The sequence below is a fragment of the Kitasatospora sp. NPDC127111 genome (assembly GCF_042677465.1).
Taxonomy (GTDB): Bacteria; Actinomycetota; Actinomycetes; order Streptomycetales; family Streptomycetaceae; genus Kitasatospora.
The window spans coordinates 1-13600 of sequence record NZ_JBHXTG010000130.1 but is presented as its reverse complement, the minus strand read 5'-3'; the positions used below and the strand labels follow the sequence as shown (position 1 = coordinate 13600).

At 72.3% G+C, this 13600-nt stretch carries 10 protein-coding genes, 1 pseudogene and 1 riboswitch; of the genes and pseudogenes, 3 read left to right on the top strand and 8 right to left on the bottom strand.

The genetic code is table 11. The annotated features are described in order from the left end of the window. Both ACFVHB_RS39020 and ACFVHB_RS39015 read left to right on the top strand, forming a co-directional pair. Window positions 1-93 (top strand): annotated as a pseudogene (locus ACFVHB_RS39020) (ABC transporter ATP-binding protein); the annotation flags it as partial. A 44-nt stretch (window positions 94-137) separates the two neighbouring features. Then, window positions 138-2696, top strand: a complete 2559-nt coding sequence (locus tag ACFVHB_RS39015) for an ABC transporter permease (protein ID WP_380332503.1) — start codon at window positions 138-140, stop codon at window positions 2694-2696. A gap of 310 nt (window positions 2697-3006) precedes the next feature. Here ACFVHB_RS39015 and ACFVHB_RS39010 read toward each other — a convergent pair whose 3' ends face one another. The 7 genes from ACFVHB_RS39010 to ACFVHB_RS38980 form a co-directional block, all read right to left on the bottom strand. Next, window positions 3007-4380: an NAD(P)/FAD-dependent oxidoreductase gene (locus ACFVHB_RS39010; protein WP_380332500.1), complete on the bottom strand. Its 1374-nt coding sequence runs from the start codon at window positions 4378-4380 to the stop codon at window positions 3007-3009. Window positions 4381-4822: 442 nt separating this feature from the next. Further along, window positions 4823-5764, bottom strand: coding sequence for an exopolyphosphatase (locus ACFVHB_RS39005; RefSeq protein ID WP_380332497.1), 942 nt, complete (start codon window positions 5762-5764; stop codon window positions 4823-4825). Then, on the bottom strand, window positions 5761-6441 hold the full coding sequence (locus tag ACFVHB_RS39000) for a DUF501 domain-containing protein (protein WP_380332506.1): 681 nt from the start codon (window positions 6439-6441) through the stop codon (window positions 5761-5763). Before ACFVHB_RS39000 ends, ACFVHB_RS39005 begins: the two co-directional genes overlap by 4 nt. Next, window positions 6413-6910, bottom strand: coding sequence for a septum formation initiator family protein (locus ACFVHB_RS38995; RefSeq protein ID WP_380332494.1), 498 nt, complete (start codon window positions 6908-6910; stop codon window positions 6413-6415). Before ACFVHB_RS38995 ends, ACFVHB_RS39000 begins: the two co-directional genes overlap by 29 nt. Before the next feature lie 103 nt (window positions 6911-7013). After that, window positions 7014-8300, bottom strand: a complete 1287-nt coding sequence (eno, locus tag ACFVHB_RS38990; RefSeq protein WP_360221361.1) for a phosphopyruvate hydratase — start codon at window positions 8298-8300, stop codon at window positions 7014-7016. A 394-nt stretch (window positions 8301-8694) separates the two neighbouring features. Continuing rightward, window positions 8695-9618: a transglycosylase family protein gene (locus ACFVHB_RS38985; RefSeq protein ID WP_380332491.1), complete on the bottom strand. Its 924-nt coding sequence runs from the start codon at window positions 9616-9618 to the stop codon at window positions 8695-8697. Between the two features lies 1 nt (window position 9619). Further along, window positions 9620-9789, bottom strand: a riboswitch (cyclic di-AMP (ydaO/yuaA leader). 226 nt (window positions 9790-10015) lie between these two features. After that, window positions 10016-11320 (bottom strand): cytochrome P450, encoded by a 1305-nt coding sequence (locus ACFVHB_RS38980; RefSeq protein WP_380332488.1) that lies wholly within the window; start codon window positions 11318-11320, stop codon window positions 10016-10018. Window positions 11321-11633: 313 nt separating this feature from the next. On the opposite strand from ACFVHB_RS38980, the gene ACFVHB_RS38975 reads away from it, so the two are divergent. Next, window positions 11634-12059, top strand: a complete 426-nt coding sequence (locus ACFVHB_RS38975) for an SDR family NAD(P)-dependent oxidoreductase (protein ID WP_380332485.1) — start codon at window positions 11634-11636, stop codon at window positions 12057-12059. 50 nt (window positions 12060-12109) lie between these two features. Here ACFVHB_RS38975 and ACFVHB_RS38970 read toward each other — a convergent pair whose 3' ends face one another. Further along, window positions 12110-13174: a MazG family protein gene (locus ACFVHB_RS38970; RefSeq protein ID WP_380332482.1), complete on the bottom strand. Its 1065-nt coding sequence runs from the start codon at window positions 13172-13174 to the stop codon at window positions 12110-12112. Between the last annotated feature and the right edge of the window lie 426 nt (window positions 13175-13600).

The window sequence follows — 13600 nt, the reverse complement described above, 5'->3', positions numbered from 1 at the left end:
GACGGCCGCATCGTCGACGAGCTCCTCCACCCCACCGCCGACACCGTCCTGGACCGCATGCGCCGCTTCGACGCCAAGGGCCGCACCAGCTGACCCGCCGCCAGCCGACCGACCCTCCGCAGACCACAGGACACCCCATGTATCGCACCGCACTGCGCAACGTGCTGGCCCACAAGGGCCGACTGCTCATGACGGCCCTCGCCGTCATGCTCGGCACCGCCTTCGTGGCGGGCACCATGGTCTTCTCCGACACCTTCGGCAAGGCCATGCGGGACAGCAACTCCAAGAGCTACTCGGACGTTTCGGTCCAGGTCGTCGACCGGGCCGCCGGGTCCGGCGCCACGGCCCGCGAGAAGAGCGAGAAGAGCGCCGCCACCCTCACCGACGCCACCGTCCAGCAGCTGGCCGCCCTGCCGGGTGCCGCCGGCGCCCGCGGCGTGGTCAGCGGCTTCACCGGCGTCGCCGACAAGAACGGCAACCTGATCGGCAAGGCCTGGTCGGCCAAGGGCGCCAACTTCGCGCCCGGCGCGGACGGCAGGGACGCCCGTTACCCGATGGCCGAGGGCCAGGGCCCGAAGAACGCCAAGGAGATCGCGCTCGACCGCAAGACCGCCGACAAGGCCGGCTACCGGATCGGCGACACCGTCCGGGTCGCCTCCAACGGCCCGGTGGTCGAGGCGAAGCTCACCGGCGTCTTCACCACCGACGACCCGGTGGTCAACACCGGCGGCACGCTCACCCTGTTCGACCGCGCCACCGCCCAGCAGCTGCTGCTGGAGCCGGGCCGCTACAGCAGCATCGTGCTCACCGCCAAGCCCGGCACCAGCGAGGGCGACCTGCTCGCCCAGGCCGGGCCGAAGCTCCCGGCCGGCCAGCAGATCCACTCCGAGACCGGTCAGCAGCTCAAGGACGACGAACAGAAGATGATCGAGGAGGGCACGTCGAGCATGCGCACCATGCTGCTCGCGTTCGCCGGGATCTCGCTCTTCGTCGGCATCTTCATCATCGCCAACACCTTCACCATGCTGGTCGCCCAGCGCACCAAGGAGCTCGCCCTGCTGCGGGCGATCGGCGCCAGCCGCAAGCAGGTCACCCGGTCCGTCCTGATCGAGGCCCTGGTGATCGGCGCCCTCTCCGCCGCGGCCGGCCTGGTGGCCGGCATCGGGATCGGCGCCGGGCTGCAGTCCCTGGTCGCCGAACTGGACAGCGGGATGCCCACCGGCTCGCTGGTGATCAAGCCGCTCACCGTGGTGGTCACCCTGGTGGTCGGCATCGTGGTGACGGTGCTCTCCGCCCTGCTGCCCGCCGTGCGCGCCTCGCGGATCGCCCCGGTGGCCGCGATGAGCAGCGGCGACCAGCCGAGCTCCCAGAAGAGCCTGGTCGTCCGGAACACCATCGGCTCGGTGCTCACCGCCGGCGGCGGCGCGCTGATCGCCTACGGCGCCTCGACCGGCAACAGCGACGGCCGGATCCCGGTCGCCCTCGGCGCCCTGCTGGCCCTGGTCGGCGTCTTCGTCCTGCTGCCGCTGCTCTCCCGCCCGGTGATCGCCCTGGTCGGCCCGGCCCTCGGGAAGCTGTTCGGCACGCCCGGCAAGCTCGCCCGGCAGAACGCCGTCCGCAACCCGCGCCGCACCGCCGCCACCGCGGCCGCGCTCACCATCGGCCTGACCCTGGTCACCGGCCTGACGGTGCTCGGCGCCTCGATCGGCGGGGCGATCGACAAGGCCGTCACCAGCTCGATGCGGGCCGACTACGTGATCGGGGCGGCGAACGACATGGGCCTCTCCGACAAGGTCCCCGCCGAGATCGCCAAGACCCCCGGGGTCACCGCCTCCTCGCCGATGACCACGGTCTACTGGGAGCTGAACGGCAGCACCCGGGCGATCACCGGCCTGAACCAGGACACCTTCGACAAGCTCGTCTCGATCGAGCTGACCAGCGGCTCCGCCGCCGCCCTCGGCCAGGGCCAGATCCTGGTCGACGAGGACGTGGCCAAGAAGAACGGCGTCTCCGCCGGCTCGGCCGTGACGGTCACCTACCCCGACGAGTCGACCGGCAAGGTCACCGTCGGCGGGGTCTACAAGGCGGGCGGGATGCTCGGTCCGGTCATCCTGGCCAACAGCGAGATCACCAAGCACGAGCCCCAGCCGTACGTCAGCGCCGTCCTGGTCAAGGGTGCCGACGGCGCCACCGACAAGCTGAAGCAGGGGCTCAAGGACGCCACCGGCGCCAACCCGGTGATCGAGGTCAAGTCCAAGCAGGAGGTCCGGGACGACTTCAGCCAGATCATCAGCTTCGCGCTGAACATGATGTACGGCCTGCTGGCGATGTCCGTGATCGTCGCGATCCTCGGTGTGATCAACACGCTGGCCATGTCGGTCTTCGAGCGCAAGCGCGAGATCGGGATGCTGCGGGCGATCGGCCTGGAGCGCGGCGGCATCAAGCGGATGGTCCGGCTGGAGTCCGTGGTGATCTCGGTCTTCGGCGCCGGCATCGGCGTCCTGCTCGGCTGCTTCCTGGCCTGGGCGATCAACGGCACGCTGAAGTCCAGCATGCAGGGCCTGACCACGGTGCTCCCGTTCGGGCAGCTGGCGCTCTTCCTGGCGCTGGCCGGCGTGGTCGGCCTGGTGGCCGCCTTCTGGCCCGCCCGCCGGGCGTCCAAGCTGGACATCCTGGCGAGCATCAAGACCGACTGACCCCGCGTCACCGGCCACCCCGGCCCCGGGCCCCGCGCCCGGGGCCTTCGCCGTGGACGCGACGGTCCCGGCCGTTCCGGGGCCCGGAACGGCCGCCGGAACGCACCCTGTGAACGCACCCCCGGAAAGCACCCCCGGGGAACGACGGGAAGGCCCCCGCCGGAGGGTTCGGCAGGGGCCTTCTCGTACTGCTGTACTCCGCCCGGTCGCACGGCCGGCTGAGCACCACGGAGGTCGTGGTCCGGCGACACTGCCGGGCGGAGGGCCTCCGACTCATATCCCGGTGCTCCCACACCGGGATCACAGTCGCTTACTTGCTGCTGGCGAGTTCCTTCTCGACGGCCGGCTTGGCGGCCTCGACCGGCTTCGGCGCGGGCGCCGCGGCCTCCTGGAACGCCTCGAACGGCTTCTCCATCTGGGCCAGACCCACGGTCTCGCGCTTCAGGAACATCGCCAGCGTCCAGTCGGTGAAGACGCGGATCTTGCGGTTCATGGTCGGGACCATGGCGCCGTGGTAGCCGCGGTGGAACCACCAGGCGAGGCGGCCCTTCAGCTTGACCTTGCCGAAGAGGATCGCGACACCCTTGTGCAGGCCCAGACCGGCGACCGCACCGAGGTTCTTGTGCTTGTACTCCTTCTGCGGGAAGCCCCGCATGCCGGAGATCACGTTGTCACCGAGGACGACGGCCTGACGGCAGGCGTGCTGCGCGTTCGGCGGGCACCAGGCACCCTCGCCGGCGGCGAGGTCCGGCACCTGGGCGTTGTCGCCGGCGGCCCAGACGTAGTCGAAGCCCTGGACCTGCAGGGTCGGGGCGGTGTCGACGTGGCCGCGCGGGCCGAGCGGCAGGCCGAAGTTGGCCAGCACCGGGTTCGGCTTCACGCCGGCCGTCCACACGATGGTGGAGGCGTCGACCTCGACGCCGTTCTTCAGCACGACGTGCTGGTCGACGCAGGAGTCCATGGAGGTCTCGATGAAGACCTCGATGTTGCGCTCCTCGAGCTTCTCCTTGGTCCACAGACCGAGGTCCGGGCCCACCTCGGGGAGGATGCGGTTGGCCGCCTCCACCATGATGAAGCGCATGTCGTCGCGGCTGACGGTCTTGTAGATCTTGGCGGCGTCGCGCGCCATGTCCTCGATCTCGGCGATCGTCTCGACACCGGCGAAGCCACCGCCGATGACGACGAAGGTCAGGGCCTTGCGGCGGACCGCCTCGTCCGTGGTGGACTCGGCCTTGTCCAGCTGCGCCATGACGTGGTTGCGGAGGCTGATGGCCTCCTCGACCGTCTTCATGCCGATGCCGTGCTCCGCCAGACCCGGGATCGGGAAGGTGCGGGAGACCGAGCCGGTCGCGACGACCAGGTACTCGAAGGGCAGCTCGTACGAGTCGCCCGCCGCGGGCTGGATGGTGGCGACCTTGCGGGCGTGGTCCACACCGGTGACCGCACCGGTGAGCACCTCCGCCTTCTTGAGGGCGCTGCGCAGCGGCGCGACGAGGTTGCGGGGCGCGACGTTGCCGCCGGCCGCCTCGGGAAGGAAGGGCAGGTACGTCATGTACGACCGCGGGTCGACGACCGTGACGGTCGCTTCGCCGTAACGCATCTTCTTGAGGATGCGCATCGCGGCATACAGGCCGACGTAACCACCGCCGACAATGAGGATGCGAGGACGCTCCGTGGTGCTCATATCCGAAAGTATCCAGCACCGTCCGGAGCAGCCTTCGTGAGCCCGGTCACAAGCTCATGGACACCCCGTGCTACACTTCGCGCCCCCTCCGGCCGGCCCGGAGGGTCGCCTCACGACCCCCGGGGCCCCTCCGTGAGGACGGGCGGTCGGACGGCCCATCTGAGCAGCAACGATCCGCATCAGGCCCGGGTTCCCGCGTGTGATTTCGATTTTCAGACCGCCACGCGAGCCCAGCCTGCGATCCAGCGGTCGCCGCGCGCACCAGACCTTCAGTCCCACATTTCGGACGTTGCGGGCACTCGGGCACGACGAATGGCGGCATCGCCATGTGAAGAAATTCACGAACTTTCTCGCCCGGCCCCGGGCGCGCCCCGGCCCCGGAGCCCGCAACGGGGCTCCGGGGCCGGTGGGGTAAGGCCTGCGGGGCGTCAGGGGGCCGTACTCAGGAGGCCATGCTCCAGGCGATGCCGTCCAGGATGTCGTGCTCGCTGACGACCACCTCGGCGGCTCCGGTCCGGGTCATGATCTCCAGCAGCTCCAGCGCGCCGGCCGCGATCACGTCCACCCGGCCGGGGTGCATCGACGGGATGGCCGCCCGCTGCTCGTGCGTGGCGGCGAGCAGCTCGTCGGCGATCCGGGCCACCTGCTCGCGGCTGATCCGCGAGTGGTGGATCGCCGCCGAGTCGTACGCCGGCAGGTCCTGGACGATCGCCGAGACGGTCGTGACCGTCCCGGCCAGGCCCACCAGGGTGGCCGCCCCGGTCAGCGGGACGACCTCCTCGGCCTTGTCCAGCTCCGCCCGGACGTGCGCCCGGGCCTCGGCGATCTGCTCCGCCGACGGCAGCTCCGCGCCGCCGAAGTGCCGCTCGGTGAGCCGGACGCAGCCGATGTCCACCGAGCGGGCCGCCTGGACGTCCTCCGCGCCGAGCACGAACTCGGTGGAGCCGCCGCCGAGGTCGAAGACGAGGTACGGCGCCGGGAACTGACCGCCGGTGAGCTCCTTGGTGGCGCCGACGAAGGAGAGGTGGGCCTCCTCCTCGCCGCTGACCACCTGGGGCTCGACGCCCAGGGCGTCCCGCACGCCCTTGACGTACTCGTCGCTGTTCTCGGCATCCCGGGAGGCGCTGGTGGCGACGAAGCGGATCCGGTCCGGGCCGACGCCGAAGCCGGAGATGATCTCCGCGTACTCGCGGCAGGCCGCGAAGGTGCGCTCCAGCGCGTCCGGGTGCAGTCGGCCGGTCCTGTCCACGCCCTGGCCGAGCCGGTTGATGATCATCCGGCGGTCGAGGTCGGTGATCGCCCCGGTCTCCGGGTCGAGGTCGGCCACCAGCAGCCGGATCGAGTTGGTGCCGCAGTCGATCGCGGCCACCCTGCTGACGGTCATTCGCCGGCCTCCTCGGTGTTCCCGGCGGAGGCTGCCTCCTCCGCGGCCCGCTTCGCGGCGCGCTCGGCGGTCTTCTGCTCCTTGGCGGCGATCACCGCCGCGTGGTCCTGCTCCTTGGCGCGGTTCCGCGCGACCCGCTCGCCGGCGGCCTCGACCTCGGCGGCGGAGACGCACGGGCCCTTGGACCACCAGTCCTCCAGCATGCCGAGCGCCTCGTCGCCGAGCGGGTTGACGCCCTCGCCGGCCGCCAGCGAGTGGCCGACCAGCACGTGCAGGCACTTCACCCGGTCCGGCATGCCGCCGGCGCTCGGGAAGCCCTCCAGCACCTCGATGGCGTCCCGGCGGGCGATGTAGTCCTCGTGCGCCTTCTGGTAGGCGGCGGCCAGCTCCGGGTCCTCGGCGAGACGGGCGGTCTGCTCCTTCATCACGCCGTCCGCCTCCAGGGTGCCGATCAGCGAGGCGGCCTTGGGGCAGGTCAGGTAGTAGAGGGTCGGGAACGGCGTGCCGTCCGCGAGCCGGGGGGCCGTCTCGACGACGTCCGGGTTGCCGCAGGGGCAGCGGTGCGCCACGCCGCGCAGACCGCGCGGGACCCGGCCGAGCTGCGCGGCGATCGCCGCGACGTCGGAGTCGGAGACGGAGGGGTGGTTCTCAGTGGTCATGGGGGGAGCTGGCTCCAGCGGGGGCAGGGGCGGGTGGAGAGGGCGGGGCGAGGGCGGCGGTGTCGGCGGCGTCCACCGAGTCCCAGACGCTGGCGTACCAGGGCTTGGCGGCCTTCGCCGGAGCGGCGGCCACACCGTCGGACGGCGCGGGCGCGGGCACGGAGGACTTGGCGGCGCCCTGGCCGGCCGGGTCCACCGCGATGTACGGGGTCTCCCCCGGCATCGCGTAGTGCAGCCGGGCGCGGGCCTGCGCCTTGACGTACTCCGGGTCCTGCCAGCGGGCCTTCTCCCGGCGCAGCTGTTCGACCTGCTGCCGGGCGTGTTCGGCCTTCGCCCGCTGGGCGGAGATCTCGGAACGCTGCGAGATGAACTGCCGCGTCGGGTAGGCGAGGATCGCCACCAGCGAGCAGAGCACCAGGACGAGGACGGTCGCCCGGCTCGTGAAGCGAGGCCGGGCCGCCAAGCCCGGGATCCGCCATCCTGCCATCTCCCGTTTCCCCTCCTGGTCGCGCCGGTGCCCCGCCGTCCACCCTACGGGGTGAACCGGCGGGGCACCGGTGCGATCAGTGTGTGTCAGCCGCCGTACTCGGTCAGCCCTCGTGCTTGAAGCGCGGGAAGGCGCCGCGGCCGGCGTACTCGGCGGCGTCGTCGAGGATCTCCTCGATGCGCAGCAGCTGGTTGTACTTGGCGACGCGCTCGGAGCGGGCCGGGGCACCGGTCTTGATCTGGCCGCAGTTGGTGGCGACGGCCAGGTCGGCGATGGTGACGTCCTCGGTCTCGCCGGAGCGGTGCGACATCATGCAGCGGTAGCCGTTGCGCTGGGCCAGCTCGACGGCGTCCAGGGTCTCGGTCAGCGAGCCGATCTGGTTCACCTTGACCAGCAGCGCGTTGGCGGTGCCGGTCTCGATGCCCTTGGCCAGGCGGGCCGGGTTGGTGACGAACAGGTCGTCGCCGACCAGCTGGACCTTGTCGCCCAGCTTGACGGTCATGGCCTTCCAGCCGTCCCAGTCCGACTCGTCCAGCGGGTCCTCGATGGAGACCAGCGGGTACGCGGCGACCAGCTCGGCGTAGTACTCGATCAGCTCGGCGGCCGAGAGGGCCTTGCCCTCGAACTGGTAGGCGCCGTCCTTGTAGAACTCGGAGGCGGCGACGTCCAGGGCCAGCGCCACGTCGCGGCCGGGCACGTAGCCGGCCTTCTGGATGGCCTCGGTGATGAGGTCCAGGGCCTCGCGGTTGCTGTCCAGGTTCGGGGCGAAGCCGCCCTCGTCGCCGAGACCGGTGGAGAGGCCGCGCTCCTTCAGGACGCCCTTGAGGGTGTGGTAGACCTCGACGCCCCAGCGGACGGCCTCGGAGAAGGACTCCGCGCCGATCGGGGCGATCATGAACTCCTGGATGTCGACGTTGGAGTCCGCGTGCGAGCCGCCGTTGAGGATGTTCATCATCGGGACCGGCAGGACGTGCGCGTTCGGGCCGCCCAGGTAACGGAACAGCGGCAGGTCGCTGGCCTCGGAGGCGGCGTGCGCCACGGCGAGCGAGACGCCCAGGATGGCGTTGGCGCCGAGCGAGGACTTGTCCGGGGTGGCGTCCAGGTCGAGCATGGCCTGGTCGATCAGGCGCTGCTCGGTGGCGTCGTAGCCGACCAGCTCCGGGCCGATCTGCTCGATGACGGCCAGGACGGCCTTCTCCACGCCCTTGCCGAAGTAGCGGTTCTTGTCACCGTCGCGCAGCTCCAGCGCCTCGAAGGCGCCGGTGGAGGCACCCGAGGGGACGGCGGCACGGCCGGTGCTGCCGTCGTCGAGGCCGACCTCGACCTCGACCGTGGGGTTGCCACGCGAGTCGAGGATCTCACGGGCTACGACGACATCGATGGACGGCACGAGGCATCTCCTAGCGGAAGCAGGTTCGGCTGACGGTGGGTGCTGTCGGCCGGACGATTGCGGAGTCGTTACGACCAGAGCCTAACCGCACGGGCTCCCGGGGCCACGCTGACCTCGGCCCCGTCTCAGCGTGTGGCCGCTCTACCCACCGGTAGTTCACCTGGTTGCCCGGCGGAAGGCGACCAGACGGGGACGAAGGGGCCGAATCCGGCCCCCGTTCGCGGTGTCGGCGGGCTCCCGGCGGTCGGCGTCGGCACGCTCCGGCGGTGGCCGGCGTCGGTGGCCGGCGGCGGCACGCTCCGGCGGTGGCCGGCTGCGGTGGCCGGCTGCGCTGGTCGGCGGCGGTGGCCGGCTGTGGTGTGCGCCGGCCCGGTCCCGCCGGGCCGGCGGCGGATCAGCCGAGGTTGAGCACCTGGCCGGGCAGGATCAGGTTCGGGTCGGCGCCGACCGTGCCGCGGTTGCCGTCGTACAGCGTCTGCCAGCCGCCGGAGACGTCGTGGGCGGCGGCGATGCCGGCCAGCGTGTCCCCGGACCGGACGGTGTAGTCGTGGCCGGAGCGCTGCTGGGTGACGGGCGCGGCCGGGGCGCTCTGCGCGGCCGCCGGAGCCTCCTGACCCGTGGTCCGGCCCGCGGCCTGGCCCGCGGCGTGGCCGGCGTACTGCTGGTAGATGTCCTGGTGGCTGGTCCAGTACCAACCACCGTCGTTCTGGTACCAGTACACCTTCGCGTCGGCGTCCCAGCCGTCGTGGCCGGAGAACGCCGGGGCCTGGGTCTGCTGCTGGGCCTGCGGCTGCGCGTACTGCTGGGCGGCGGGCTTCTGCGCCTGCGGCCCGGCCGGCTGGGCGGGCTTCTGGACCGGCTTCGGCTGGGCGGGCTTCTGGACCGGCTGCTGCGCGGCGGGCTTGGCGTCCGCCGAGGTGTCGACCGCGGCCGGGGCGCCGCCCTTGCTCAGACCGGCCTTCTGGGAGCAGACCGGCCAGGCGCCCGGCCCCTGCGAGGCGAGGACCTTCTCGGCGACCGAGATCTGCTGCGCCTTGCTGGCCTGGTTGGCCTGGGGCGCGTACGACGTGCCGCCGTACGCCTTCCAGGTGCCGGAGGTGAACTGCAGACCGCCGTAGAAGCCGTTGCCCGTGTTGATGCTCCAGTTGCCGCCGCTCTCGCACTGGGCGACCGCGTCCCAGGTGGAGACCGGGGCGGCCGAGGCGCCGGTGGCGGTGAGGATCGGCATCGCGAGTCCGACGCCGGCCACACCGGCGACGGCGATGGCCTTCTCGGCCTGGGTACGACGACGGTGACGGCCAGTTCCAACGAACAGCATGAAGGTCCCTCTCCGCACGCCTGCGAGGTGAGCTGTCGGGTTCGGACCGGGAGGTGGCCCGGCCGCCGTGCGCGGAATCGCTTCCGCTCGGGCGGCTTCACCCCGAGCCGTGGGGAACGGCAACAAACCTGGTTCCCCCGCCCCTGCCCAGGGTTCTGGTCGGTTTCCCGTGACGCGGCGGGCAGGATTCGGCGTCCCGCGCACGAGGTCCGCAGCTGCGAACTCAACGGAGAGTAGACAGATCCTCTTACCAATCACAAGCTCATATCGCCGATATCACACAGAAATTACGGCGTGTGGTCGATCGCCCACCAACGGAGGCGGTATGTCCGCTTTGATGGTGGTTCAACCCCCGGAAAACGACGCACCGGCGACGTCTCGTCAGCGTGTCGGAGCCTCAGCCGGAGGTGTCGGCGGCGCCGGCGGACGGCTCCACGGCCTTCTTCTCCGGGCTGAATTCGACCGGAAGCTCACGAAGTCCACGCATGATCAGACCGCCGCGCCAGCGCAGATTGTCCGGGCTTTCGGCAAGCCGCAGATCCGGCAGCCGGGTGAGCAGGGTGGCCAGTGCCGCCCGCCCTTCGAGCCGGGCCAGCGGGGCGCCGATGCAGTAGTGGATGCCGTGCCCGAAACCCAGGTGCGGGTTGTCCGTCCGGGTCAGGTCTAGGCCGTTCTCGTCGGCGAACCGCGCGGGGTCCCGGTTCGCCGCGGCGAGCACCACCAGCACCGGGTCGCCGACCGGGATCTCCACCCCGCCGATGGTCAGCGGGCTGGTCGCGAAGCGCCAGGTGGCCAGCTCCACCGGCCCGTCGTAGCGCAGGAGTTCCTCGATCCCGGTTTCCAGCAGGCCGCTCTCGCCACGGGCGACCGACTCCTGCAGCAGCGCCCGCTGGCCCGGGTTGCGCAGCAGCGCGTACGTGCCGTTGCCGATCAGGTTCACGGTCGTCTCGAACCCCGCGAACAGCAGGATGAAGGCCATCGCCGCGGCCTCGTTCTCGGTCAGGTGCTCACCGTGGTCGCTGGCCCGGATCAGGCCGGAGATCAGGTCGTCGCCGAGGTCCGCCCGCTTGCGGTGGATCAGCTCGGCGAGGTACGCCCGCATCCGCTTCACCGCCCGGCCCACGCCGCCGCGTTGGCCGCTGCCGTGCCCCGGCTTCGTGTGCCGCAGCATCATCCCGGCCCAGTCGCGGAAGTCGTCCTGGTCCTCGGCCGGCACGCCCAGCATGTCGCAGATCGCGTAGATGGGGAGCGGGAAGGCGAACTCGTGGATCAGGTCGGCGCTGCCCCGGGCCGCGAAGCCGTCGATCAACCGGTCCGTGAGCTGCTGCACCCGCGGCTCGAACTCGGCCACCCGGCGCGGCGTGAACGCCTTCGACACCAGCCGGCGCAGCCGGGTGTGGTCCGGCGGGTCGATGTTCAGCAGGTGCGTCATCAGGTCGGCCTGGCGCTCGCCCGGGATGCCGACCCGGCCGGTGCGGTGCGCCTGCCCGCTGTGGTGCACCGGGTTCTTGGAGAGCCGGCTGTCGGCGAGCGCCTGCCGGGCGTCCGCGTACCGGGTGACCAGCCAGGCCTCGACCCCGCTCGGCAGGGTGGTGCGGTGCACCGGCTCGTGCTCGCGCAGCCAGGCGTACGCCGGGTACGGGTCGGCGGCGAACTCCCAGGTGAAGAGCGGCGGGCGGGCAGAATCGGGCTGAACTGGCATGTCTCGACGGTATCCGGTGCGGGGCGCGGCGGCGGGTCCCGGGCGCGGGGCCTGCGTGCGGGGCGGTGTACGGGGCCTGCGTGCGGTCCTGCGTACGGGTCCTGAGCGCGGTTCGGCGTGCGGGACCCGCGGTCGGGACCCGGCCGGTGTGGGCGGGGAGACGGGGCCCTTCCGGGGGTTGCCCGGTGCCGCAGGAGTGAGCCTGGTCACCTGCGGGGTATTCCCTGTTGCGGAGGGTCAGGACATGCCTACGATCCTCCGCAAAGCAGAACGTGGGCGCCGGTGCGGAGCCGCCCACAGGGAGGAGCGCACCATGCGGGTCACCGGGGCAGTCGTCGTCATCGCGGTACTCGACGGCGGGTCGGGCGCCGACCTGGCACGCCGCTTCACCGCCGCCGGCGCCGCCGGGGTGCTCGTCGCCGACCAGCGCGAGGGCATCGCCGAGGACCTCGCCACCGAGCTCGACCGGCCCGGCTGCCCCGTCGTCGGCGTCTGCGGCGACATCCGCCGCCCCAGCGACGTCGCCGCCCTGGTCGACACCGCCGAGAAGCACCTCGGCCCGATCGACCTGTTCTGCGTGGCCGGCTCCGACGGCGAGCGGATCATCTCCCTCGCCGACCTGCCCGACCACCTCGACCTGGAGCGGCTCGCCGAGCTGCTCGCGCTGGTCGGCGAGGCCATCGGCGAGGTCGTGGTCCCGCCGCAGCGCCGGCCGGTGGAGGACGTCGCTGCGGTCTGACCCGCCCCGCAGCGCTCGTCACCCCGCCGCGCTCACCGCCCCGGCTCCGGTCACTCCGGCCGGTCGGGCTCCAGCCCCTCGGAGGCGCGGACCGCGTCCCGGTAACCGCGCGCCGCCGCCCGCAGCGCCGCGTCCACGTCCACCCCCGCGTCGTGCGCCCGCTGCGCCACGGCGAGCAGCAGCGTGCCCGCCGACTCCGCGGTGAGCTCCGCCGGCAGCTCGTACGGCGCGTCCGGCACGCCCGCGACCCCGCCCCGGCGCACCCGCGACACCAGCTTCGCCGCGTACGCCAGCGACGGCAGCCCGGCCGGCACGCCGTCCAGCACCGACTCGCGCTCCGACTTCTCGGCCGCCTTCAGCGCCTCCCAGTTCGCCTCCACCTCGGCCGCGCCCGCGGCCTCGGCGTCCCCGAACACGTGCGGGTGGCGGTACATCAGCTTGTCCACGATGTCGCCGGCCACGTCGTCGATCGAGAAGGCGTCGGTGGGGTGCTCCTCGGCGATCCGGGAGTGGAAGAAGACCTGGAGCAGGACGTCGCCCAGCTCCTCGCGGAGCGTCTCGCGGTCCCCCTCCTCGATCGCCTCGACCAGCTCGAACGCCTCCTCGACGAGGTACTTCACCAGGCTGGCGTGGGTCTGCTCGGCGTCCCACGGGCAGCCGCCGGGCGAGCGCAGGCGGTCCATCACGGAGACCAGGTCCAGCAGGCGCGCACCCGGCAGGTCGTAGGAGCCCGGCAGCACCTCGATCTCGGGCACCTCGCCCGCGTGCTCCACGGCGAGGCGCGCCAACGCGTCGGTCAGCCCCGGGTCGCCGTCCGGGCTGCCCAGCCAGACCGTCGGGCCCGCCCCGGAGGCCTGCCCGGCGGGCTGCTCGGCGGACTGCTCGGCCGACCGCCCGGTCAGCAGGCGCGCCAGCGCCGGCGCCGAGCCGGGCGTCACGACCTCCACCTCGACCCCGGCCTGCCGCACCGCGGCCACCTGCGGGTTCGCGGCGTCCCCCGCGAGCACCCGCCCGGCCGACCGCAGCGCCTCCCACGCCGGCCACGCCAACAGCCCGGGGGCCACCCGGTGGGTAGTGGTGAGCAGGATCAGCTTCGCGCCGGGAAGATTCGTCACACCCCGAACCTACCCGCCCCCACCAGCCCCGTGCCTCCACGTTTCCCCCACCCGCCCCCGCACCGGCAGTCGGCCTCGCCGACCCCCCGCGGCACCCACCCCACACACCAGAAGTCGGCCGGTCCGACTCCCCCCGCGCCCCACGCGGCCGCCCCGGCCAACCAACCCCCGCACCAAAAGTCGACCCAGCCGACTTCCCACTCCGCCCCTCCCCCGGCCCCCGGCCCCCACGACAGCCAACACCCGCGCACCAAAAATCGACCGGGCCGACTCCCTACTCCACCCCCGCCCCCTACGCAGCCACCCCATGCACCAGAGGCCGACCCGACCGGACTTCCCACTCCCTCCCCCCACGCCCCACGCGGCCACCCCGGCCAACCAACCCACGCACGCCCAACCCCCACGACAACCCGCGCACCAGAAGTC